The sequence below is a fragment of the Corynebacterium sp. AOP36-E1-14 genome (assembly GCF_052377495.1).
Taxonomy (GTDB): Bacteria; Actinomycetota; Actinomycetes; order Mycobacteriales; family Mycobacteriaceae; genus Corynebacterium.
Map to the genome: position 1 here is coordinate 14,440 of NZ_JBQSWV010000011.1, position 23,547 is coordinate 37,986.

Consider the following 23,547-nt stretch of genomic DNA (forward strand, 5'->3'; position numbering starts at 1 on the left):
CGACCCTCTCCGGATATTCCCACCTGTGGGGGTGACGGTCCCGCCGGTACCCGTGGTTGCTCGTCGCCGGTGACGTGGCTCACCTAGTGTGGTTCCTACAGCGACGGGCGTCCCACCGGCGTCCGTCATGCGAGTCCCATCTTTACGAAGGAGCAGTCAATGACGTCACAGTCCCAGCAGACGGAACGGGTCACGGCCGGAGGCCTCCAGGTTTCCGCGACCCTCTACAACTTCGTGACCGACACGGTTCTGCCCCGCATCGGCGTCGACGCGGAGACGTTCTGGGCTGGTTTCGGCGACATCGTCGCCAAGCACACGCCGCGCAACCGCGAGCTGCTCGCCGTGCGTGACGAGCTGCAGACCAAGCTCGACCAGTGGTACACCGAGCACCCCGGGGAGCAGGACGCCGAGCAGTACACGGACTTCCTCAAGGAGATCGGTTACCTCGTCGACGAGCCCGGCGACTTCGAGATCACCACGCAGAACGTGGACACGGAGATCTCCGAGACCGCCGGCCCGCAGCTGGTCGTGCCGATCCTGAACGCCCGCTTCGCCCTCAATGCGGCGAACGCACGCTGGGGTTCGCTCTACGACGCGCTCTACGGCACCGACGTCATCTCCGAGGAGAACGGCGCGGAGAAGGGCAAGGGCTACAACAAGGTCCGCGGCGACAAGGTCATCGCCTGGGGACGCGACTTCCTCGACCAGGCCGTCCCCCTGGAGTCCGGCTCCCACGCCGACGTCGAGAAGTACGACGTGGCGTCCGGCCGTTTCGTCGCCGTCATCGACGGCAAGGACGTCCACCTGCGCGAGCCCGAGGTCTACGCGGGCTTCTCCGGTGAGAAGGACGCGCCGACCGGCGTCCTGCTGCGCCACAACGGCCTCTACTTCGAGATCCAGATCGACCCGTCCCACCCGGTGGGGTCGGACGACAACGCCGGGGTCAAGGACATCCTCATGGAATCCGCCGTCTCCACGATCATGGACTTCGAGGACTCCGTCGCCGCCGTCGACGCCACCGACAAGACCCTCGGCTACACCAACTGGTTCGGCCTGAACACCGGTGAGCTCAGCGTGGAGGTCGCCAAGGGCGACAAGACCTTCACCCGTACCCTCAACGACGACCGCACCTACACCGGCCGCGACGGCGAGGAGCTGCGCCGGCACGGCCGCTCCCTGCTCTTCGTCCGCAACGTCGGCCACCTGATGCAGAACCCCGCCATCCTCGACGCCGACGGCGAGGAGATCTTCGAGGGCATCATGGACGCGGTCATCACCTCCGCCTGCGCCGTGCCCGGCACCGACCTGGACAACCAGCGCCGCAACTCCCGCAAGGGCTCGATCTACATCGTGAAGCCGAAGCAGCACGGCCCGGAGGAGGTCGCCTTCACCGGTGAGCTCTTCTCCGACGTCGAGGATCTGCTCGGCCTGCCGCGCAACACCCTGAAGGTCGGCGTGATGGACGAGGAGCGCCGCACCACCGCCAACCTTGACGCCTGCATCGCGGCGTCCTCCGAGCGACTGGCCTTCATCAACACCGGCTTCCTCGACCGCACCGGCGACGAGATCCACACCTCCATGCTCGCCGGCCCCGTGGTCCGCAAGCCGGAGCTGCAGACCGCCGCCTGGAAGATCGCCTACGAGGACAACAACGTCGACGCCGGCCTGGCCCACGGCCTGCCCGGCAAGGCACAGATCGGCAAGGGCATGTGGGCCAAGACCGAGCTGATGGCCGACATGATCAAGGAGAAGATCGGCCAGCCGAAGGAGGGCGCCACCACCGCGTGGGTCCCGTCCCCGACCGGCGCCAGCCTGCACGCCACCCACTACCACCTGGTCGACGTCTTCGCCGTCCAGGAGAAGCTGCTCACCGACGGCCGCCGCGACACCCTCGGCGACATCCTCACCCTGCCGGTCCACCCCGCGGCCGACTGGACCGAGGAGCAGATCAAGCAGGAGGTCGACAACGACTGCCAGTCGCTGCTGGGCTACGTGGTCCGCTGGGTCGAGCAGGGTGTGGGCTGCTCCAAGGTCCCCGACATCCACGACGTCGACCTGATGGAGGACCGCGCCACGCTGCGCATCAACTCCCAGATCCTGGCGAACTGGCTCAAGCACGGTGTCGTCAGCGAGCAGGAGGTCACCGACGCCCTGCAGCGCATGGCGAAGATCGTCGACGGCCAGAACGCCGGTGACCCGGAGTACAACAACATGGCCGACTACTTCGAGGCCTCCGTCGCCTTCCAGGCCGCCAAGGACCTGGTGTTCAAGGGCACCGAGTCCCCGGCCGGCTACACCGAGCCGATCCTGCACGCGCGTCGTCGCGAGTACAAGGAGAAGAACGGCATCGCCTGACAGGCCTGAAACTCCTGACAGGCGCGACAGCCTGACCTGATCACCCCAGGGTGGTTCCCCTTCACGAAAGGGGGAGTCACCCTGGGGTGTTCCCGTCCTCTGCGCAGGTCGCGGGTGGTGCACACCGTTGTCCGGCGGTGGGCCCGCGGGGGCACTAGGATAGGCCACCCGAGTACACGCTGTGCACCAGCCGAGCACCACAACCAACCCACCGAGGAGTCTGCCCAGGATGCCTGACCTGAGAACCTACGACGCGGTCCTCTTCGACCTCGACGGCGTCATCACACCCACCGCGGAGATCCACCGCGCGGCGTGGAGGACGATGTTCACCGAGTACCTCGACGCCCGGGACGCCGAGCCGTACACGGAGAAGGACTACTACGGGTACCTGGACGGACGCTCCCGCGTGGAGGGGGTGCAGAGCCTGCTGGCCTCCCGCGACATCGAACTCCCCCTCGGCGACGACGACACCGCCACCGCCTCGGACGAGAGCGTCACCGGCCTCGGCCTGCGCAAGAACGAGGACTTCCTGCGCGCCCTCGACCGCGGCATCGACGCCTACCCCGGGTCCGTCTCACTGCTGGACGCCCTGGCGGCGCCGGAGGCCCCGCAGATCGCCATCGTCAGCTCGTCGAAGAACGCCCGCCAGGTCCTCACCGCCGCCGGGCTGATCGACCGCTTCGGGCTCATCGTCGACGGCAACGTCGCCGCGGAGGAGGGCCTGGCCGGCAAGCCCGCGCCCGACACCTACGCCTTCGCCGCGTCCTCCCTGGGCGTGGACCCGTCGCGCGCCGTCGTCGTGGAGGACGCCACGTCCGGCGTAGCCTCGGGACGCGCCGGGGACTTCGGCCTCGTCGTGGGCGTCGACCGTGGTGCCGGACGCGCCGCGCTGCTCGACGCCGGCGCGGACACCGTCGTGTCCGACCTCGCCGAACTCGTCCCGCGTTAATCCTGCGCTGACCCCACGCTGACCCCACGCTGAACACCTGACCACCTGACATGCAAGGAAACCGGAGACAAGCAACGATGAGCGGAAACGACGCGACCGACGGCAGCGGAACCAACGGGGGCACGGACACGGCCCTCGAGCGGTTCTTCGACCAACGCCGACGGGTGGCATCCGTCGTCAACCGTCCGATCGACACCGCGGACAGCGCCAGCGCGGCCAGCGCAGTCGGTGAGATCGACGGTGAGGGCCTGTTCCCGTCGGGCTACCGCGCCGACCAGCACCACCACGACACCGACCCCACCACCGGGCTCGACCGCGAGAACAACCCCGTCGACGAGTGGGGCTGGTACGAGAAGCGTCCCGAGCGCACGTCCCTGGGGCTCACGGAGAGCCACTTCGCGCTGAGCAACGGTTACCTCGGCGTGCGCGGCACCCCGCCGGAGGGCCGAGACTCCGACGAACACGGCACGTTCATCAACGGGGTGCACGAGACCTGGCCGATCTCCCATGCGGAGGACGCCTACGGACTGGCCCGCGAGGGCCAGGCGATCGTGCAGGTGCCGGATGCCAAGACGGTGCGCATCTACGTCGACGACGAGCCGTTGCGCCTGTCGCAGAACGAGATCGAGGACTACTCGCGCGGCCTGGACTTCCGCGACGGCGTGCTGCGCCGCAGCTTCGTGTGGCGCACGCCGTCCGGCAAGCGGGTGCGGGTCACCAACGAGCGCATGGTGAGCTTCACCGAGCGTCACCTCATGGTGACCAGCACCGAGATCGAGCTGCTGGACGCCCCGGCGGCCGTCGTGGTGTCGTCGCAGATCCTCAACCGGCAGGACGGGGAGGACGAGTACTCCACCGTCATCGACCACACCGGCACCACCGCCGACGGGCCGGTCGGTACCGGTGGCGGGGCAGTCGGCGACGGCGCGGACCCGCGCAAGGCAGAGCAGTTCAAGGAGCGGGTCTTCATCCCGACCTACCAGGCGCAGCCGGAGGACGAGCGGGTCACGCTGGGCTACCGCATCAACCACTCCGGCATGACCGTGGCGGTCAGCATGGACCACAAGATGCAGCTCAGCGGTACCGACGACGCCGGCGACCACCCGGTCCCCGGGGTGGAGGTGCAGACCGAACTGCGCGAGGACGTCGCCCGGGTCGTCTACCACATGGCCGGACGCAAGGGCATGAAGCTGCGGCTGGAGAAGTTCATCTCCTACCACTCCTCGCGCCACGTCGCCGCCGATGAACTGGCGTTCCGTTGTGCGCGCACGATCAACCGGGCCAAGGCGGTGGGGCTGGAGCGACTGCAGGAGGACCAGAAGAACTGGCTCGCCGACTTCTGGGAGCGCTCGGACGTGCGTATCCCCGGTCAGCCGGAGCTCCAGCAGGCGGTGCGTTGGAACATCTACCAGCTCATCCAGGCCTCGGCGCGGGCGGAGACCCAGGGTGTGCCGGCCAAGGGGCTGACCGGTTCGGGCTACGGCGGGCACTACTTCTGGGACACGGAGATCTACGTGATGCCGTTCCTGACGTACACCAACCCGCAGTTCGCGCGGAACGCGATGCGCTTCCGCTACAAGATGCTCCCCGCCGCGCGTGCGCGTGCCCTGGAGCTCTCGCACGACGGCGTCCTGTTCCCGTGGCGCACGATCAACGGCCACGAGTCCAGCGCCTACTACGCAGCGGGTACTGCGCAGTACCACATCGACGCCGACGTGAGCTACGCGCTGATGAAGTACATCTACGCCAGCGGTGACACCGACTTCCTGCTGGACGAGGGCATCCACATCCTGGTCGGCACGGCCCGGTTCTTCATGTCGCTGGGGTTCTTCAACAACTCCGGTACCCGCTTCGAGATCCACTCGGTGACCGGCCCCGACGAGTACACCACCGTGGTGAACAACAACCTGTATACGAATGTCATGGCGCAGTACAACCTGCGTGTGGCCGCCGAGGTGGTGCGCCAGATGCGCTCCGACCGGCCCGGTGCCTACCGTGACATGCTGCGGCGCACCGGACTCAGCGAGGACGAGCTGGACCTGTGGGACCAGGCGGCCAACGCCATGTACATCCCCTTCAACGAGACCACCGGGGTGAACCCGCAGGACGACCAGTTCATGCAGCGCCAGCTGTGGAGCCTGGACGACCCGGAGGTCGGGCCGAAGCGTCCGCTGCTGCTGCACTACCACCCGCTGACGATCTACCGGTACCAGATCCTCAAGCAGGCGGACGTGGTGCTGGCCCTGTTCCTGCAGGGCTCCCAGTTCGATGCGGAGACCAAGCTGCGCGACTACGACTACTACGACCGGCTGACCACGGGCGACTCCTCGTTGTCGGCGGTGGTGCAGTCGATCATGGCCGCCGAGCTGGGCCTGCACGACAAGGCGATGGACTTCTTCCACCGCGGCCTGTTCATCGACCTCAACAACCTGCACGGCAACACCCCCGACGGCGTGCACATCGCCTCGTGCGGCGGGGTGTGGAGCTGCCTGGTCTACGGCTTCGGTGGTTTCCGCGACAACTACGGGCAGTACAGCATCGACCCGCGTGTGCCCGAGGAGTGGGGCGCCCTGGAGTACCGCATCACCCTGCGTGGGCGGATCATCCAGGTGACGGTCGCCGACGGGGAGGTCACCCTGCACACCACCGACGAGGATCCCGAGGTCGTGGGCCCGATCACGGTGTGCGGCCAGGAGACCATGGTCGGCCCCGAGCCGGTCACGGTCACCGGGGAGACGCTGCTGCGCGCGTGAGCCGCGCGTGAGTTGCGCGTAGTCTGCGCAGTTCAGGCAGGACGGTAGTGCGCGGCGACGGCGCCGGAGGCGAACTCCTCGCGCGCCACCGGGGTGAGCCTCAGGTGCCCGGGTAGACCGTCGAGCAACCTCGGCCCGTGCCCGGCGAGGACGGGCTGCACCACGAACACGTACTCGTCGACCAGCCCCGCCGCCACGAGCGCGGTGGGCAGGGTCACGCCGCTGAGGAGGATCCCGTCACCGGGCTGTTCCTTGAGCCTGCGTACCGCCGCCACCGGGTCGCCGTGCAGCAGTTCGGCGTTCCAGTCCACGTGGTCCAGCGTTGCGGACACCACGTGTTTCCTGGCCTGGTCGATCGCTTCGGCGAAGGGGATCTCCCAGGTGTCCATCCACTGTGGCCAGGTGCCGTCCGGCGGCCTGCGCCAGGCGTCCTCCATCATCCGGTAGGTCGTGCGTCCGAGGAGCATGGCGTCCGCGCGGGCGGTCTCGCGGGCCCAGAAGGCCATGGTCTCCTCGTCCGGGGGCGTCCCGGCCTCGTGGTGGCAGCAGCCGTCGAGGGTCACGTTGATTGCGTACCGAAGGGGCCTCATGGTGGACCTTCTCTCGTGTCGCAGGGGGTGCGCGCAGGAACCCCGATGCTACCGCCGTCCCTCCTGCGACAGCCGTCCGTCGTGCATCTGGGCCACCCGGTCGGCCCGGTCGAGCTGGTTGCGGTCGTGGGTGACCAGCACGGTGGCCAGCGAGTGCTCGTCGGTCAGTTCGCGCAGCAGGTCCACGACCTGGTGCGACAGCCGCTCGTCCAGGGCGGACGTCGGTTCGTCGGCGAGCAGCAGGCTGGGCCCGGGCATCAGCGCCCGGGCGATGTTCACCCGCTGGCGCTGGCCGCCGGAGAGCTGGGCGACGCGGCGTGCGCCGAAACCGTCCAGCCCCACGCGGGCCAGCAGCTTGTCGGCACGGCGTCGACGTGCGGCGGTGATGCGCCGTCCGGCGATGTGGTCGGTGACCAGCAGCTGTTCGCGCACGTCCAGGGCGTCCAGCAGGTTGGGGGACTGGAAGACCACGGAGGTGGTGCCGGTCGTGGACACCGTCCCGGAGTCCGGGGTGGTCAGCCCGGCGGCGACGGAGAGCAGCGTGGACTTACCGGAGCCGGACTCGCCGACCACGGCGACGAGTTCGCCGGGGTGCACGTCGAGGCTCACGTGGTCCAGGGCGGTCACGGTGGACCCGCCGTCCGGGTAGGTCAGGCAGATGTCCTGCATGCGGAAGGTGTCGGTGATCGTTTCGGTGCTGCTGCTGGTGCTGGTTGTCATGCTGATGCTCCTAGTGCGAGGTGGGGGTCGACGGTGGACACCCGGCGCATGGCGACGAGGGCGCCGCCCATGCCGAGCACGAACACGCCGACGGGTGGGAGGAGGAAGGTCGCGGCCGACACGGCGAAGGGCACCGTCCCGGCGGCGAGGGCGCCGAGGACCCCGCCGAGTGCGGCGCCGCCGACCACGCCGACGGCGAGGATCACCGCGGCCTGCACCGCGGCATCGGCGACCACGTAGCCGGTGGACGCCCCGAGGGCGCGCAGCACGGCGATGTCGCGGGTGCGCTGGATCGTCCACACGCTGAGGAAGGCGACGACGACCAGCGCGGAGATGCCGTAGAGCAGCCCCTGGATGGCGAGCAGAGAGCCGCGTTCGGACTGGTAGGCGGGCAGTCCGGCGAAGGAGTCCTCTACGCCGACGGCGGTGGTGCCGGTGGCCTCGGCGACGGCGTCGAACCGGTCATCGTCCACTGCGCCGCCCGGTCCGTCACCGCTGACCATCAGGACGGTGGGGGAGGACGGCCCGTCCGCCCCGGTCATCCGCGCCCAGGTGTCCATGTCGGCCCAGGCGACGGGCTGGTGGTTCAGGTGCACGGTGTCGGCCGTGCCGCCGAGCGCGTCGGGCAGCAGGACGCCGCGGGCGGGCACCTCGCCGCCGGGCACGGCCGTGCCGGACGGCAGGCCCATCAGCGTGACGGACGCCAGGGCGTCCTGCCCGTCGCCGGGGACCTGCAGGCGGGTGGAGGCCACACCCAAGGGCACCACCGAGGAGGCGCCGAGGGCGTCCTGCCAGGCCTTCTCGTCCTGTGGAGTGATGCTGGAGGAGGTGAACGACACCTCGCCGCCGAACACGAACCGGTCCGGGCCCAGGGCCTTGAGCGCGGAGGTGTTCTGGTCGGCCAGCCCTCCGGTCAGCCCGGTGAGCATGACCAGCAGCAGCGTGATCAGGGCGACGACCGAGGTGATCAACGAGAAGCGGCCCCGTGCCGCGGCGATGTCTCTGAGGCCCAGGTACATGGGTGTCCTCCTGTGGTTGTGGGGTGGAGTCGATGTGCTCATCGTCGCCCGGCGGCGGGGTGCGGGACATCGACCGGAGAACTGAACTTCGGATCAACCGATCGGTCGATGTCCCCGCCGTGGCGCCTCGCCTAGGCTCGGGACACGTGAACCCCCGAACCTCCCTGCCGCAGATCCTCGGTACCCTGCGTGTGACGCTCCACGTGGTCATCGTCGCCCTGGCGTTGTTCGCGCTGGTGCGCGTGGTCGTCGACGTGGTCTCCGGCGCGCCGACGTTGCGCGGCTGTGCGGCGGTGGTGGTGATCCTGCTGCTCGTGGCGGTGTACGCGGCGGGCACGGTGACGGCGCTTCCGCGCCGGTGGTCACCGTGGTGGCTGGCGGTCCTGCTGGTGGCGTGGACGGCGGCGACGGCGCTGAGCCACCATGCGGTGTGGCTGCTGTTCCCGTTGGCGTTCCTGATCCTCGCCGTGCTCGACGGGCGCCCCGCAGGCCACCGCACGGTGCAGGTAACTGTGCAGGTGGCGGTGCTGACGGCGGCGTGGGCGGTCGGTGCGTTCGTGCCGATGCTGACCGGGCAGGGCGGGGGAGTGGCCGCCGCGGTCGGTCCGGGCATCGGCGTGCTGTTCGCCGCCGGCGCCTACCGCACCTACCGGTTGCTGGCGGCGGAGGCGGAGCGGCAGCTGGCCACGGTGCGGGAACTGCACGCCACCCGCGACCGTCTGCTGGCCACGGAGAAGAACACCGGACGCCTGGAGGAGCGCGAGCGGATCTCCCGGGACATCCACGACACGCTCGCCCAGGGCTTCAACGCGGTGGTGCTGCTCTCGCGCGCGGCGTCGACGGCGGTGCGTCAGGACCGGACGCAGGACGCGCTCGGGCAGTTGTCGCTGATCGAGGACACCGCCGCCGACAACCTCGGGGAGGCGCGCAACCTGATCCGCGACCTCGCCGCCGGCGGGCGGGTACACGACACAGCCACGGTGCTGCGCCGCATCGTCGACGACGTCGTCGCACGTCAACGCGCCCTCGGCGATCTCCTCGACGTCGATCTCGTGGTGCCCGAGGAGTTCGGGTCGGCCGCGGGGCTGCCCTCTGCGGTGCAGGACGCGGTGGTGCACATCGTGCGCGAGTCGCTGACCAACGTGGTCCGTCACGCCGACGCCACGCGGGTGCGCGTCGAGTTGGGCCGCGCCGGTGGCCGGCTCACCCTGAGCGTGCAGGACGACGGGTGCGGCTGGGCCGAGGCGCCGGATGCGCCGGAGTCTGAGGACGCGACGCGCCCACCGCAGGACGGTGGCTTCGGCCTGGTGGGCATGCGTCTCCGTGCCGCCGACCTGGGCGGTCGTCTCCAGGTGACTGCGGCGCCGGGGGAGGGCACCCGGGTGTGTGCCGACCTGCCCGCCGACCTGGCCGGCGACCTGCCAAGCGAGTTGCCAGACGTGGAGGCGGGCCGGTGAGCGGAAACGTCACAGTGATGCTCGTCGACGACCACCCGGTGGTGCGCGCCGGGCTGCGCGCGATCCTGGACGCCTTCGATGACGTCCGTGTCATCGCCGAGGGGTCCGACGGTGCCGACGTCGCGCAGGTGGGTGAGCTCGACCCCGTCCCGGACGTCCTGGTCGTCGACATCCAGATGCCCGGGGTGGACGGTATCGAGGCCACCCGGCGCAACACCGCCGCCGGCGGCCCGCCGGTCCTGGTGCTCACCACCTATGACACCGGACACCACATCATGGACGCCTTGCAGGCCGGGGCGTTGGGCTACCTGCTCAAGGACGCCCCGGAGGAGGTCCTGCACCGGGCCGTCCTCGACACCGCCGCCGGACGCCGGACGCTTCCCCCGGAGATCGCCGCCCGTCTGGCCGAGCAGGTCAGCCGGGCCACCACGTCCGGCGGGTCGGGGGAGGCGTTGTCGCAGCGGGAGCTGGAGATCCTGGCGGGGTTGGCGACGGGGGCGAGCAACCGGGAGCTGTCCTCGCGCTTCGTGATCTCATTGGCCACGGTGAAGACGCATCTGATACATATCTATCAGAAGTTGGGTGTCGAGAATCGGACCGCCGCGGTGGCCGAGGCCCGCTCACGGGGGCTTCTCGGGGGAGGATGAGGAGGTCAACTGTGATCTTCTTCACGAGGGCGGGGGTCGGTTGGTACTTGCCACTATGAGGGTCGTACAGTGTCTATGACACTGGAGGTGCCATGACTGTTAAATACGACGATCCCGCGGCAATCGAGCACGGGAAAATTTCCATCAAACCGCTGAGGGAGAAGCCGGGCTTCCCCTCCTGGGCGATGAAGCTGACGATGGCCGTGACTGGCATCATCTTCGGCCTCTTCGTCCTCGTCCACATGGTCGGAAACCTGAAGGTCTACACGGGTGCCGACCACTTCAACGAGTACGCCCACTTCCTGCGTGAGGTCGGCGAGCCGCTCATCCCGCGCGAGGGTCTCCTCTGGATCGCCCGCGTGGTCCTGCTGGTCGCCCTGGTCCTGCACGTGTGGTGTGCCTTCGCGCTGAAGAAGCGCTCGCGGGAGTCCCGCGGCGCCTTCAAGCGCACCGGCAAGGTCGGTGGCCTGAACACCTTCACCGCCAGCTCCATGCTGGGTACCGGTATGGTGCTGCTGCTGTTCATCATCTTCCACATCCTCGACCTGACCATCGGGGCGGAACCGGCGGCGTCGAACGTCTTCGAGCACGGTGAGGCCTACGCGAACCTGGTGGCCTCGTTCGAGCGTCCCGTCGTCGCGATCTTCTACATCCTGTGCATGCTCGTCCTCTTCCTGCACCTGAGCCACGGTATCTGGACCGCGTCCTCCGACCTGGGGATCACCGGCCACCGCACGCGTCAGGTCATGCTGTGGATCGCCTACCTGCTCCCCGCCGTCGTGATGATCGGCAACATCTCCATCCCGCTGATGGTGATGTTCGGCGTCGTGAGTTAGTCCGGGAACTAGGAAGAGAGAAGAGACTATGGGAACCAGTAAGCCCCACCCCCACAACCAGACCCCGGACTTCGACTACGACGAGGCCCTGCAGGCCTTCACCTCGCCGAAGTCCTCGGTCGACGGTGTGGCCGTCGGCAAGACCATCGGCGACAACGCGCCGCACGAGGTCGGCCAGCAGCAGCAGTGGCAGTTCGACAAGGAGCACTTCAAGCTCGTCTCGCCGCTGAACCGTGCGAAGTTCCGCATCCTGATCGTCGGCACCGGCCTGGCCGGCGGCGCCGCCGCAGCCGCCCTCGGCGAGCTCGGCTACGACGTGAAGGTGTTCACCTACCACGACAGCCCCCGCCGCGCGCACTCCATCGCCGCGCAGGGTGGCGTGAACTCCTCGCGGTCCAAGAAGCTGGACAACGACTCCACGTACAACCACACCAAGGACACCGTCAAGGGCGGTGACTACCGGTGCCGCGAGAACGACTGCTGGCGCCTGGCCATGGAGTCCGGCAAGGTCATCGACCACATGAACGCCATCGGTGCCCCGTTCTCCCGCGAGTACGGCGGAACCCTGGCCACCCGTTCCTTCGGTGGTGTGCAGGTGTCCCGCACCTACTACACCCGTGGACAGACCGGTCAGCAGCTGCAGCTGGCGACCACCGCCGCGCTGTACCGTCAGATCGGTGCCGGCAACGTGGAGATCTTCACCCACTCCGACGTCCAGGACATCATCGTCGACGACGGCGTGTGCAAGGGCATCGTGACCCGAAACATCATCACCGGCGAGCTGTCCACCCACACCGGGCACGCCACGGTGCTGGCCACCGGCGGTTACGGCAACGTGTACCACATGTCCACGCTGGCCAAGAACTCCAACGCCAGCGCGATCATGCGTGCCTACGACCAGGGCGCCTACATGGCGTCCCCGTCCTTCGTGCAGTTCCACCCGACCGGCCTGCCGGTCAACTCGGACTGGCAGTCGAAGACGATCCTGATGTCGGAGTCGCTGCGTAACGACGGCCGCATCTGGACCCCCACCACCAAGGGCGACGAGCGCCACCCCAACGACATCCCCGAGGACGAGCGCGACTACTTCCTCGAGCGCCGTTACCCCGCGTTCGGCAACCTGGTGCCCCGTGACATCGCCTCACGTGCGAACGCGCAGCAGATCAACGGCGGTTACGGTGTGGGCCCGAAGAAGAACTCGGTGTACCTGGACCTCACCCACGCCATCAAGAAGCTGGGCGAGGACACCATCCGCGAGCGCTACTCCAACCTCATCCAGATGTACGAGGAGGCGATCGGTGACGACGCCTACAAGGAGCCGATGCGCATCGCCCCGACCTGCCACTACACCATGGGTGGCCTGTGGACGGACTTCCACGAGATGACCTCGATCCCGGGGCTGTTCTGCTCCGGCGAGTCGTCCTGGATGTACCACGGCGCGAACCGCCTGGGTGCGAACTCGCTGCTGTCGTCGTCGGTGGAGGGCTGGTTCACCCTGCCGTTCACCGTCCCGAACTACATCGCCCCGCTGCTGGGCCAGGACGTGCCGGACGCCGAGTCGGACGCCGCGAAGGACGCGCTCAAGCGCGCCGACGAGCGTATCGACAAGATCCTCAACATCCGTGGCTCCGACCCGCACGGCGCGGAGTACTACCACCGCCAGCTCGGTGAGATCCTCTACCGCTGCTGCGGCGTGGCCCGCACCGTCGAGGGCATGCAGTCCGGCATCGAGGAGATCCGCAAGGTCCGCGCCGACTTCTGGGAGAACGTCTTCGTCCCCGGTGGTCGCGACGAGATGAACCAGCAGTTGGAGAACGCCCTGCGCGTCGCCGACTACCTGGACCTCGGTGAGCTCATGTGCGTCGACGCCCTGGACCGTGACGAATCCTGTGGCGCCCACTACCGCGAGGACCACCTCGACGAGGACGGCGAGGCCGAGCGTAACGACGACGAATGGTGCTTCGTCTCCGCCTGGGAGCCGGGCGAGAAGCCGGAGACCTTCGTGCGTCACGCGGAGCCCCTGTACTTCGACCGCATCCCGCTGATGACAAGGAACTACAAGTAATGAAACTGCATCTTGAGATCTGGCGTCAGGCGGACCACACCTCGGAGGGACACTTCGAGTCGGTGGAGGTCCCCGATGCCGAACAGGCAATGTCCATCCTGGAGTTGCTCGACCACGTGAACTCCAAGTACGTCGAGGCCGGCAAGGAGCCCTTCGCCTTCGCCTCCGACTGCCGTGAGGGTATCTGCGGCACCTGCGGTCTGCAGGTCAACGGTCGTCCCCACGGCCCCGACAAGAACAAGCCGGCCTGCCAGCAGCGGCTGAACAGCTTCACCGACGGTGACACCCTCAAGCTGGAGCCCCTGCGTTCCGCGGCGTACCCGGTGATCAAGGACATGGTCGTCGACCGGTCCGCCCTGGACCGCGTCATGGAGAAGGGCGGCTTCGTCTCGATGGCCGCCGGTACCGCACCGGACGCCGACAGCCTCCTGGTCAACCACGAGGACGCCGAGCTCGCCCTCGACCACGCCGCCTGCATCGGCTGCGGTGCCTGCGTGGCAGCCTGCCCGAACGGTGCCTCGCACCTGTTCACCGGCGCGAAGCTGGTGCACATGACGCTGTCCCCGCTGGGTCGCACCGAGCGTGGCCGTCGTGCCAAGAACATGGTCGACGAGGCCGAGGGAACCTTCGGCCCGTGCTCGCTCTACGGCGAGTGCGCCGACGTGTGCCCGGCGGGTATCCCGCTGACCGCCGTCGCAGCGATCACCAAGGAGCGTGCCCGCGCCGCCATCCGCGGCAAGGCCGACTAGCACCCCGGGGGATTCCCCCCGGGCATCGGGAGTAGGCACCCGCCGACACCCGTGCGCTAGAATCATCACGTCACCCGGGCAGAAAAGGGCGCCGGGCACACCAAAAGACGAAAGAGGATGACGATGTCCGCAGATCTCGACACCAAGGGCAAGTTCTCGGCCTCGCCGGACTACCTCGACGGCTACGTGCCGTCCAGCTGGGATGCACCGCACTCCTCGCTGCAGCGTGCCACGACCTGGCTGTCCATGGCACTGCTGATGCTGGCTGTCTCCCTGATGGGCGTCGGCATCTTCGGTTTCGCCGCGGCCAGCGTGGACGCGCAGGAGAACGGCGTGACCATCGGCATCGTCGGCTGGGCCGTCGGTTTCGTCCTGCTCATCGCCTCCTTCATCGGCATCCACATCGGCCGTACCGGTACCCGCAACTACCGCAAGGAGACCGGCCGCGTCTTCTGACGCACCAGCCTCCTCCCGCACCTCCAGCGGGCCTCCGACCCCCGTTTTCCGCCAGCTGCCAGACAGTGCCGGCGGGACGGGGGTCGAGCCATGTCCGTACCGTCTCCGAACCGTCTCTGAGCCATCTCCGAGCCATGTCCGTCACGGGTGGAATAATGGGGCGGGTGACGACACCTGAGAACACCAGCACCGCCGACGGACGACTCGCCGTCCCCGGCCCGTCCCCCGAGTCCGAGGCCGAACGGCGCCGCGACCTGCGACGGCACAAGGCCTTCGCCACCAGCCTGCTGGTCATCGCCACGCTGATCTACCTCGTGTGCCGCTGGCTGGAGGCGACCGGACGCGACGGCGGCTGGACCGGCTACGTCCGCGCCGCCAGCGAGGCCGGCATGGTCGGCGCCCTGGCGGACTGGTTCGCCGTGACCGCCCTGTTCCGCCACCCGCTGGGCATCCCGATCCCGCACACCGCGATCATCAAACGCAAGAAGGACCAGGTCGGCCACGCCCTGAGCTCCTTCGTGGGCGAGAACTTCCTCAATGCCGCGCTGATCACCGAGAAACTCGGACAGGCGCGCATCCCCGAGCGGGCGGCGGACTGGGTGCTGGACGGGGGAGGTGCCGAACGTACCGGTGCCGAGGCATGCCGCCTCGTGGACCTGGTGGTCAACGGGGTGGACCCGGCGGAGGCCGAACAGCTGATCCGCACCCTGGTGATCGACAAGGTCTCCGAACCGACCTGGGGCCCGCCGCTGGGCCGTGGCCTTGAACAGCTCATCAGCGAGGGACGCACCGAACCCGTCGTCGACGCGGTGGTGGTGTGGCTGGACGACAAGGCCCGCGACAGCGAGGACCTCATCGTCCGTCTGCTGGACGAGAGGACACCGAGCTGGGCGCCCCGGTTCGTCCGCGACCTCGTCGGTGACCGGGTGTACCGCGAGGTCGTGCAGTTCACCGGCGACGTGCGCGAGAACCCCGAGCACGAGGCCCGCCACGCCATCCGCCGGTTCATCGGCCAGCTCGCCCAGGACCTGCAGCACGACCCGGCGATGATCACCCGGGTGGAGAACCTCAAGGGCGACATCATGAACTCGCCGACCGTGCAGGCCCTGCCGGGCACCCTGTGGGAGTCGGTGCGCTCCACCCTGACGACCATGGCACGCGACGAGGACTCGCTGCTGCGCACGAAGATCGTCACCTGGGTCACCGACTTCGCCACCCGGGTGCGCACCGAGCAGGAGCTGCGGGACTCCCTGGAGACGCGCATCGTGCGCGCGGCGTCCTACCTGGCGGAGAACTACGCCGGCGAGGTCACCGGCATCATCGGCGAGACCGTGGAACGCTGGGACGCCGACGAGGCCAGTGACCGTATCGAGCTGATGGTGGGCAAGGACCTCCAGTTCATCCGGGTCAACGGCACCGTGGTGGGGTCCCTCGCGGGTCTGACGATCTACACGGTCTCCGAGCTGCTGTTCACGGTCATGTGAGGTCGGATAGACTCGGTAGCCATGATTGAACTTGTGAACATGGCGTTCAAGGGCCTGGCCTATCTCCAGGTCGGCTTCCTGGTCCTCGTGGTCGTCGGGGCGGTCTGGGGTGCGATCCAGGTCGCCATGACCCGGGACGACGCCTTCACCGTGATCGACCGGTCGAAGCAGAACTGGCTCCTGCTGCTCGGCGGGACCGCCGTGGGCGTGCTGGTGCTCGGGCCGTTCATCAGCTTCATCTGGATCGCCGGCGCGGTGATCGTGGGCATCTACTGGCAGGACATCCGCCCGTCGATCCGCGACGTGCTCGGTAACGCACAGTGACCGACGGTTTCGACCCCTCGCACGTCGACCCCTCCCGGGTCGAGCTGGTGATGCTCGACCCCGCGTCCACCCGGCAGGACGCCGCCCGGGTCACCGGGCAGGCCACGGCCCACGGCTGCGCGGCCGTGTGCCTGCCGCCGACGTTGTTCCCGCTGCGCGACGTCCCGGAGGACCTGCGCCTGGTCGCCGTCGCCGGGTACCCCAGCGGCAAGCACCACCCGTTGGTCAAGGGCAGTGAAGCGCACATGTCGATCGTCAACGGCGCCCACGAGGTCCACGCCGTCGTGGACGCCGCGAACGTGGTCGCCGCAGACGTGAACGCACTGATCAGCGAGATCGTCACCCTGCGTGAGGCCGTGCCGTACCCGGCCACGCTCCAGGTCGCGGTGGGGGGACCGGACACCGACCTGGCCCTGGACGACGACAGGATCCTGGCCTTCTGCCGCGCCGCAGCCACCGCCGGGGCGGACATGGTCGCCGTGCCCCACGGATGGACGGCCGCGGCGGCACAGGGTGCTGTGCCCGTGAAGGCCACCGGCGTGCGCACCGCCGCCGACGCGGCCCGCGCGCTGGGCACCGGAGCCCGGCGGGTCGCCGTGGCGTCCGACGCGCTCGGTGACGTGCTCGGGGAGACCCCTCAGGCGTAGTTCGCCGCCACCTGCTCCGGGAAGTTGCGCTCCACGGGCTTGCGGCGAAGCTTCAACGACGGGGTGAGTTCGGCGTCCTCCACGGTGAGGTCACGCGGCAGGATCTGGAAGCGTTTGACCTGCTCCCACCTGTTCAACGAGGAATTCAGCTCGTCCACGTAGTCCTGCACCATCTCGTGGGTGCGGGGGTCGGCGGCGACCTGGGCATAGCCGCCGGGTACCCCCTCGCGCTGTGCCCAGGCCAGCAGCGGGTCCTCGTCCAACGCCACCAGGGCACTCACGTAGGGGCGTCCTTCGCCGATGACCACGAGGTTCGATGCCACCGGGCACAGCCCCTTGAACGTGGCCTCCATCAACGCCGGTGCGGCGTACTTGCCGTTGGATGTCTTGAACAGCTCCTTCTTGCGGTCGGTGATGCGGATGTAGCCGTCGGCGTCGAGGTCACCGATGTCGCCGGTGTGCATCCACCCGTCGTCGTCGAGCGCCTCGGCGGTGGCCTCCGGGTTGTTGTGGTAGCCGTCCATCACCCCGGCGCAGCGGAAGAGGATCTCGCCGTCGTCGGCGATGCGCAGCTCCACGCCGTCCAGCGGACGCCCGATGCGTCCGGTGCGGTAGGCCTCCGGCATGCCCAGGCAGGAGCCGCCGCCGGACTCGGTCATGCCGTAGGCCTCGAGGATCATCATCCCGGTCGCCCCGAACCACCGGGAGATGTCGGTGTTCAGCGCGGCGGACCCGGAGATGAAGTAGCGGACGCGTCCGCCGAAGCGTTCGCGGATGGTGGAGAACACCAGACGGTCGGCGATCCTGGCCTGGATCCGGTCGAGGCGGGAAGCGGTCGTGGAACCGTCGCCGTGGTCGGCCTCGAAGACCTTCGAGCCCACCCGGCTGGCCCAGTGGAAGAGGCGCTCCCTGATGCGCAGCGGGCCCGGGTCGTCGGCCATCATGGTGACGATGCCGTTGTAGGCCTTCTCGAAGATGCGCGGTGCCGAGCCCATGAACGTGGGCTGCACCACGGGGAGGTTCTGCACGATCCGGTCGACGCGGCCGTCGATGGCCGACTCGAACCCGATGTAGAGCGGCATGGTGAGCAGCAGCTTGCCCATCACGTGCGACAGCGGCAACCACAGGAACTGCTTGTCGTCGATGGTGAGGTTCGTGCCCGGGGAGGTGCGTTCCAGTGTGCCCGCCATCGCCAGGACCTCGAAGACCAGCACCCGGTGCGGCAGCAGCACGCCCTTGGGGCGGCCGGTGGTCCCGGAGGTGTAGATCAGGGTGGCGAGGTTGTGGAGGTCGGTGGAGTCGATGCGCCCGTCGATCTCGCCGGGATCGGTGACGAGCCGGTCACGTCCGCGGGCGCGCAGGTCGTCCATGGTGATCACCCAGGATTCGTCGCCGGACAGTTCCCCGGGCAGATTCCCGGGCACCTCGCCCTCCAGCAGGACCACCGTGCGTATCTTCGGCAGGCGGTCGCGCAGGCCCGTGAGTTTGGCGAGCTGTGCGGCGTCCTCCACGAAGACGATCTCGCTGTCGGAGTCGTCGAGGATGAAGCAGACGTCGTCGGCCAGGGTGGTGGGGTAGACGGTGACGGTCGCGGCGGCGGCGTAGACGATGCCGTAGTCGGCGAGCGCCCACTCGTAGCGGGTGGTGCAGGCGATCGCGACGCGGTCCTCGGGCTGCACGCCCAGGGAGATCAGTCCGGCGGCCACCTCGACCGCCTGTCGGCCGACCTCGCCCCAGGTCAGGGTCACCCACTTGTCTGGGTCGGTCGTATCAGGATTGGCGGGGTCGGGGAATGAGAAGGCGCGACGCTCGGGCGTCGCGGCCACGCGGTCGCGCAGCAGGTGGCCGGTGGAACGGATCGCGGGGTCGAAGGTGGTGAGGTCGGTGGTGGTCACGGTCGGACTCCTTCACGTGGTGGGGTAGAGGGCGGTGATGTCGGCGGCGAAGTGCTCCATCACGGGGCGGCGTCGCAGCTTCAGTGACGGGGTGAGCTCCTGGTCGTCCACCGAGAGCTCGCGGTCCAGGATCCGGAAGCGCTTGACCTGCTCCCAGGGGTTGAGGGTGGTGTTGAGTTCGTCGACGTAGTCCTGCACCATCGCGTGGGTCCGCGGGTCGGCGGTGACGCCCGCGTAGTCGCCCGGCACGCCGGTGCGCTGCGCCCAGGCGGCGAGCGCGGCCTCGTCCAGGGCGATCAGGGCGGTCACGTAGGGACGGGACTCGCCGACGACCACGATCTGCGAGGCCACCGGGCACAGACCCTTGAACCGGGCCTCCGTGGGGGCCGGGGCGACGTACTTGCCGTTGGACGTCTTGAACAGCTCCTTCTTGCGGTCGGTGACCTGCAGCCGGCCGTGTGGGTCGAGGGTGCCGATGTCGCCGGTGTGCAGCCAGCCGTCGTCGGTGAGTGTCTCGGCGGTCTGCGTCGGGTTATCGTGGTAACCGGCCATGACCCCGGGGCCGCGCACCAGGATCTCGCCGTCGTCGGCGATGTCCACCTCGAAGCCGTCCAATGCGGCGCCGACGGTGCCGGGCCGGTTGGTGTGCGGCAGACCGAGGGTGGCCACGTTGGTCTCGGTCATCCCGTAGCCCTCCAGGATCGGCAGTCCGGCGGCACCGAACCAGCGGGCGACGTCGGAGTTCAGCGCCGCCGAGCCGGAGATGAAGTAGCGGATTCGCCCGCCGAACCGGGCCCGGACCTTGGCGAAGACCAGGCGGTCGGCGAGCCGGGCCTGAAGCCGCTGCCACCGTGTGGTCGAGGCGGCGTTCCCGTCCCCGTCCCCGTCCCCGCCGGCGGCGTGGACCTCGACCGCCACCCGGGACGCCCAGTGGAACAGCCGCTCCCTGACCCGCCACGGTCCGGGGTCCTCCGCGGTCATCGTGGTGATGCCGGTGTAGGCCTTCTCGAAGATCCTCGGCACGGAGGCCATGAACGTCGGACGGCTCACCCCGATGTTGTCCACGATGCGGTCGATGCGCCCGTCCACCGTGGTCTCGAAGCCGATGTGCACCGGCAGCAGGATCATCAGCTTGCCCATGACGTGGGCCAGGGGAAGCCAGAGGAACTGCTTGTCGTCGATGCCCAGCAGCGTGTCCCCGCTGTTCACGGTCCTGTCGATGCTGCGGACCTGCCCCGTCCACACCCGGTGGGGCAGGAGCACGCCCTTGGGTGTGCCGGTGGTGCCGGAGGTGTAGATCAGCGTGGCCAGGTCGTCCGGGCCGGTGGCGTCGGTACGTGCGGCGACGGCGTCAGGGTGCTCCCGCAGGTGCCCGCGCCCGCGGCGGGCGAGTTCGTCGAGCGTCACCACCCAGTCGTCGGGACGGTCCGGGATGTCGTTGTCGAAGACGACCACGGTGTGGACGTCCGGCAGCTCGTCGCGCAGGGCGGTGAGCTTGGCCAGTTGGCAGGCGTCCTCGGCGAAGACGACGCAGCTCCCGGAGTCGCCGATGATGTGCCGGACGTCGCGGGCCACGGTGGTGGGGTAGACCGCCACCGTGGCCGCGCCGGCGCACATCGTGGCGTAGGTGGCCACCACCCAGTCGTAGCGGGTGGTGCTGGCGATGGCGACGCGGTCGCCGGCGTCGACGACCAGGGTGATGAGCCCGGCGGCGAGTTCGTCGGTGTGCCGGCCGACCTGCGACCAGGTCACGGAGGTCCAGCCGAGGTCGGTGCCGGTGGCACCGGTGGTGGTGGTCGTAGGGTGGGTGAAGGCGCGGCGGTGCGGGGTGTCGGCGATTCGTCGGCGCAGCATGCGTCCGACGGTGTCGTCCTCCGTGCTCGTGGTCATGGGTGGTCCTCCGGTAGACCTATTGTTGTGAAACCTAAGTACGTCGGGACGGGCGTGTCCCGTGGTGCCGGTGCGACGGGAAGGGGAGGGGAGGAGCGTTAGTCGTTGCGCTTGATGTCGGCGAGGATCGCCGACCAGGTCTCCAGTGCGCTGCGCTGGTGCGAGCGGGTGTCCACCAGCACCGAGCCGAGCCCCAGTCCGCGGGCCACGTCCAGGGTCAGTCCCAGCAGACGCCGGGTGCGCTGGTCGGACAGGTCGGCGTTCAGGGCCAGGCCGGTGAGCTGGTAGACCTCACGGCCGTAGCGCGCCTCCGCGGGGATGATGAGTTCCCGCAGGCTGGCATCCGTGCTCGCCGCTGCCCAGATGTGCAGGGCGGCGTGGAACGGGCGGTTGCTGAAGAACCCGAAGACCAGCTCCAGGACCTCCGTGACGGGGGCGCCGTTGCTGCCGGTCGACAGGTCGGCGACGCTGCGACGCAACTGCTGGGTGCGCTCGGAGAAGAACTCCTCGAGTGCGGCCTCGACGAGGGAGTCGCGGGTGGGGAAGTGGTGCTGTGCGGCACCACGGGAGACCCCGGCCCGGGCGGCGACGGCGCTCACCGTCGTCGCGGGGAAACCGTCGTCCGACAGGGTGTCCAGCGCAGCCTCGAGCAGGCGACGTCGCGTCACCCTGCTGCGCTCCTGCTGGGCCACCCTGCTCGGCACCGGTCTCCCACTCTCCTCGGTCATTGGTCAGTCACTCTAACACCGTCGTCACGGCGGTCGGACCTCACGCGGCCCAGTTCGGCGGGCGCTTCTGCAGGAACGCGGTGATCCCCTCGAGCGCCTCCGGCGTGGCGAAGAGCTCGGCGGACTTCTCCGCCAGCGCCGCGGCACCGGTGTCGAACCCGTCGACGACATCCCGGTTGATGATCGCCTTGGTCTCCCTCAGCCCCTGCGGCGAGCAGCGCACCAGGTTCTCCGCGGTGTCGCGGGCCTGCTGGTGCGGGTCGTCGACCACCGCGGTGATGAATCCGTGGTGTTCGGCGGTCTCGGCGTCGAAGCGCTCCCCGGTGAGCAGGTAGCGCGACGCGGCGCGGGACGCCAGGCGGGGCAGGACGGTCAGGGCGATCATCGCCGGCGCGACGCCGATGCGCGTCTCGGTCGTCGCGAAGGACGACCCGGGCGAGGCGAACACCATGTCGCAGGCGGCGGCCAGGCCCACGCCACCGGCCCGGACGTTGCCGTCCACCACCGCGGTGACCGGCTTCGGCAACTCCACGATGGTGCGCAGCAGCGCGATGAAGTTGGCGGTGACCTGCTCCGGCGGGGTGTCGCCGACGGCGGCGAGGTCCGCGCCGGAGCAGAACGTGGTCCCGGTGTGGTCCAGGATCACGCTGCGCACCGCGTCGTCCCGCGCCGCGGCCCCCAGTGCCTCGGCGAGGTCGCTGATGAGCTGTGGCGACAGTGCGTTACGACGGTCCGGCGCGTCGATGGTGATGCGCGCGGTGTTGTTCTCCGTGCTGGTGGTGATGGCCATGGTCGGCCTCCTTTCGGGGTGGACGTGGGGCGGTCAGTAGCTCTTCGGCAGGCCCATGACGGTCTGCGCGACGTAGTTCAGCAGCATCTCGCGGCTGACCGGTGCGATGCGCGGCAGGCGGGAGGCGGCGTACATGCGGGCCAGGCCGTACTCCGAGGTGAGGCCGTTGCCGCCGAGGGTCTGCACGGCCTGGTCGATGGAGCGCGCGGAGACCTCGCCGGCGGCGTACTTGGCCATGTTCGCCGCGGTGGCCGCACCGTCGAGGTCGCCCTGGTCGAAGCGGGCGGCGGCGTTGCGGCACATCAGGCGTGCCTGCTCCAGCTCGATGCGGCACTGGGCCAGCGGGTGGGACAGACCCTGGTGGGCACCGATGGGGGTCTTCCAGATGACGCGCTCGTTGGCGTACTTCACGGCGGTGTCCAGGGCGTAGCGGGCCATGCCGGTGGCCATCGCGGTGGCGATGATGCGCTCCGGGTTAAGGCCGACGAAGAGCTGGAAGATGCCGGCGTCGCTGTCGCCGACGAGGTCCTCGTCCTTGAGTCGGACGTCGTCCATGAACAGGGTGTACTGCGACTCCGGCAGCATCACCTCGGTGGGGATGTGGGACTTGGAGAAGCCCTCGGCGTCGGTGGGCACCATGAACAGGGCGGGCTTGAGCTTGCCGGTGCGCTCGTCGTGGGCGCGGGCGACGATGAGCACGGCGTCGGCCTGGTCCACACCGGAGATGAAGGTCTTCGACCCGTTGAGCACCCACTCGTCACCGTCCTTCTTGGCGGTGGTGGTGATGTTGTGGCTGTTGGTGCCGGCGTCGGCCTCGGTGATGCCGAAGGCGCTGATGAACTCGCCGGAGGCGATGCCCGGCAGCCACCGCTGCTTCTGGTCGGGGGTGCCGAAGGCGGCGATGATCGACCCGCAGATCGCGGGGGAGACGACGAGCATCAGCAGTCCGCAGCCCTCGGAGGAGAGCTCCTCCTGGACGATGGACAGCTCGAGCAGGCCGGCTCCGCCGCCGCCGAACTCCTCCGGCAGGCTGACACCGACGAAGCCGAGCTCGCCGGCCTCCTTCCACAGTTCGGTGGGGTACTCGTCGGCGTCGGCCTTCTTGACCATGTACTCGTAGCCGTACTTCTTGGCGAGGGCGCGCACGGTCTTGCGCAGCTCCTCCTGCTCGGGGGTGTCGTTGAGGGGCATGC

The 23,547-nt window shown here is 69.0% G+C and carries 20 protein-coding genes; 12 read left to right on the top strand and 8 right to left on the bottom strand.

What is annotated here, in order from left to right; translation table 11 throughout:
• Positions 1-159 precede the first annotated feature (159 nt).
• The 3 genes from ACT3TD_RS06810 to ACT3TD_RS06820 all read left to right on the top strand — a co-directional run bounded on the left by ACT3TD_RS06810 (position 160) and on the right by ACT3TD_RS06820 (position 6,057).
• Positions 160-2,355, top strand: coding sequence for a malate synthase G (locus ACT3TD_RS06810; protein WP_441588144.1), 2,196 nt, complete (start codon positions 160-162; stop codon positions 2,353-2,355).
• A 229-nt stretch (positions 2,356-2,584) separates the two neighbouring features.
• Positions 2,585-3,304, top strand: a complete 720-nt coding sequence (locus ACT3TD_RS06815) for an HAD family hydrolase (protein WP_301443181.1) — start codon at positions 2,585-2,587, stop codon at positions 3,302-3,304.
• 77 nt (positions 3,305-3,381) lie between these two features.
• Entirely contained in the window at positions 3,382-6,057 is a 2,676-nt protein-coding gene (locus ACT3TD_RS06820; protein ID WP_441588145.1) for a glycoside hydrolase family 65 protein, read from the top strand.
• 32 nt (positions 6,058-6,089) lie between these two features.
• Here ACT3TD_RS06820 and ACT3TD_RS06825 read toward each other — a convergent pair whose 3' ends face one another.
• From ACT3TD_RS06825 to ACT3TD_RS06835, 3 genes are read right to left on the bottom strand one after another with little or no spacing between them, the layout of a single operon-like run.
• The gene (locus tag ACT3TD_RS06825; protein WP_441588146.1) at positions 6,090-6,647 is read right to left on the bottom strand and encodes a dihydrofolate reductase family protein; all 558 of its coding nucleotides are present in this window, start codon (positions 6,645-6,647) and stop codon (positions 6,090-6,092) included.
• A gap of 48 nt (positions 6,648-6,695) precedes the next feature.
• Positions 6,696-7,316: an ABC transporter ATP-binding protein gene (locus tag ACT3TD_RS06830; protein WP_441579863.1), complete on the bottom strand. Its 621-nt coding sequence runs from the start codon at positions 7,314-7,316 to the stop codon at positions 6,696-6,698.
• A gap of 47 nt (positions 7,317-7,363) precedes the next feature.
• Positions 7,364-8,386 carry an FtsX-like permease family protein gene (locus tag ACT3TD_RS06835; RefSeq protein WP_441579859.1) on the bottom strand — a complete coding sequence of 341 codons (1,023 nt, stop codon included), beginning with the start codon at positions 8,384-8,386 and terminating at the stop codon, positions 7,364-7,366.
• Positions 8,387-8,532: 146 nt separating this feature from the next.
• Here ACT3TD_RS06835 and ACT3TD_RS06840 point away from each other — a divergent pair, with 146 nt between their 5' ends.
• From ACT3TD_RS06840 to ACT3TD_RS06880, 9 genes are all read left to right on the top strand, one after another.
• On the top strand, positions 8,533-9,843 hold the full coding sequence (locus ACT3TD_RS06840; protein WP_441588147.1) for a sensor histidine kinase: 1,311 nt from the start codon (positions 8,533-8,535) through the stop codon (positions 9,841-9,843).
• Between the two features lie 17 nt (positions 9,844-9,860).
• Complete coding sequence (locus ACT3TD_RS06845; RefSeq protein ID WP_441579862.1) at positions 9,861-10,490, top strand: response regulator; 630 nt, start codon at positions 9,861-9,863, stop codon at positions 10,488-10,490.
• Positions 10,491-10,582: 92 nt separating this feature from the next.
• The gene (locus ACT3TD_RS06850) at positions 10,583-11,326 is read left to right on the top strand and encodes a succinate dehydrogenase cytochrome b subunit (protein ID WP_301443326.1); all 744 of its coding nucleotides are present in this window, start codon (positions 10,583-10,585) and stop codon (positions 11,324-11,326) included.
• Between the two features lie 28 nt (positions 11,327-11,354).
• The gene (locus ACT3TD_RS06855; RefSeq protein WP_301443327.1) at positions 11,355-13,391 is read left to right on the top strand and encodes a fumarate reductase/succinate dehydrogenase flavoprotein subunit; all 2,037 of its coding nucleotides are present in this window, start codon (positions 11,355-11,357) and stop codon (positions 13,389-13,391) included.
• Positions 13,391-14,140, top strand: a complete 750-nt coding sequence (locus tag ACT3TD_RS06860; RefSeq protein ID WP_301443328.1) for a succinate dehydrogenase/fumarate reductase iron-sulfur subunit — start codon at positions 13,391-13,393, stop codon at positions 14,138-14,140. Before ACT3TD_RS06855 ends, ACT3TD_RS06860 begins: the two co-directional genes overlap by 1 nt.
• Positions 14,141-14,263: 123 nt before the next feature.
• Positions 14,264-14,596: a hypothetical protein gene (locus ACT3TD_RS06865; RefSeq protein WP_301443329.1), complete on the top strand. Its 333-nt coding sequence runs from the start codon at positions 14,264-14,266 to the stop codon at positions 14,594-14,596.
• 155 nt (positions 14,597-14,751) lie between these two features.
• The gene (locus ACT3TD_RS06870) at positions 14,752-16,080 is read left to right on the top strand and encodes a DUF445 domain-containing protein (RefSeq protein ID WP_301443333.1); all 1,329 of its coding nucleotides are present in this window, start codon (positions 14,752-14,754) and stop codon (positions 16,078-16,080) included.
• A gap of 21 nt (positions 16,081-16,101) precedes the next feature.
• Entirely contained in the window at positions 16,102-16,404 is a 303-nt protein-coding gene (locus tag ACT3TD_RS06875) for a DUF2516 family protein (protein ID WP_301443330.1), read from the top strand.
• Entirely contained in the window at positions 16,401-17,051 is a 651-nt protein-coding gene (locus tag ACT3TD_RS06880; protein ID WP_441588149.1) for a 2-deoxyribose-5-phosphate aldolase, read from the top strand. The genes ACT3TD_RS06875 and ACT3TD_RS06880 overlap by 4 nt, the downstream gene beginning before the upstream one ends.
• On the opposite strand, the gene ACT3TD_RS06885 is transcribed toward ACT3TD_RS06880, so the two are convergent.
• From ACT3TD_RS06885 to ACT3TD_RS06905, 5 genes are all read right to left on the bottom strand, one after another.
• Positions 17,042-18,946: an AMP-dependent synthetase/ligase gene (locus tag ACT3TD_RS06885; protein ID WP_441579063.1), complete on the bottom strand. Its 1,905-nt coding sequence runs from the start codon at positions 18,944-18,946 to the stop codon at positions 17,042-17,044. The two genes, ACT3TD_RS06880 and ACT3TD_RS06885, sit on opposite strands and share 10 nt — an antisense overlap.
• 12 nt (positions 18,947-18,958) lie before the next feature.
• Positions 18,959-20,836, bottom strand: coding sequence for an AMP-dependent synthetase/ligase (locus ACT3TD_RS06890; RefSeq protein WP_441579062.1), 1,878 nt, complete (start codon positions 20,834-20,836; stop codon positions 18,959-18,961).
• Between the two features lie 98 nt (positions 20,837-20,934).
• Positions 20,935-21,540: a TetR/AcrR family transcriptional regulator gene (locus tag ACT3TD_RS06895; protein ID WP_441582111.1), complete on the bottom strand. Its 606-nt coding sequence runs from the start codon at positions 21,538-21,540 to the stop codon at positions 20,935-20,937.
• A gap of 64 nt (positions 21,541-21,604) precedes the next feature.
• Positions 21,605-22,354: an enoyl-CoA hydratase family protein gene (locus tag ACT3TD_RS06900; protein ID WP_301442732.1), complete on the bottom strand. Its 750-nt coding sequence runs from the start codon at positions 22,352-22,354 to the stop codon at positions 21,605-21,607.
• A gap of 33 nt (positions 22,355-22,387) precedes the next feature.
• Positions 22,388-23,545 (bottom strand): acyl-CoA dehydrogenase family protein, encoded by a 1,158-nt coding sequence (locus ACT3TD_RS06905; RefSeq protein WP_301442738.1) that lies wholly within the window; start codon positions 23,543-23,545, stop codon positions 22,388-22,390.
• Between the last annotated feature and the right edge of the window lie 2 nt (positions 23,546-23,547).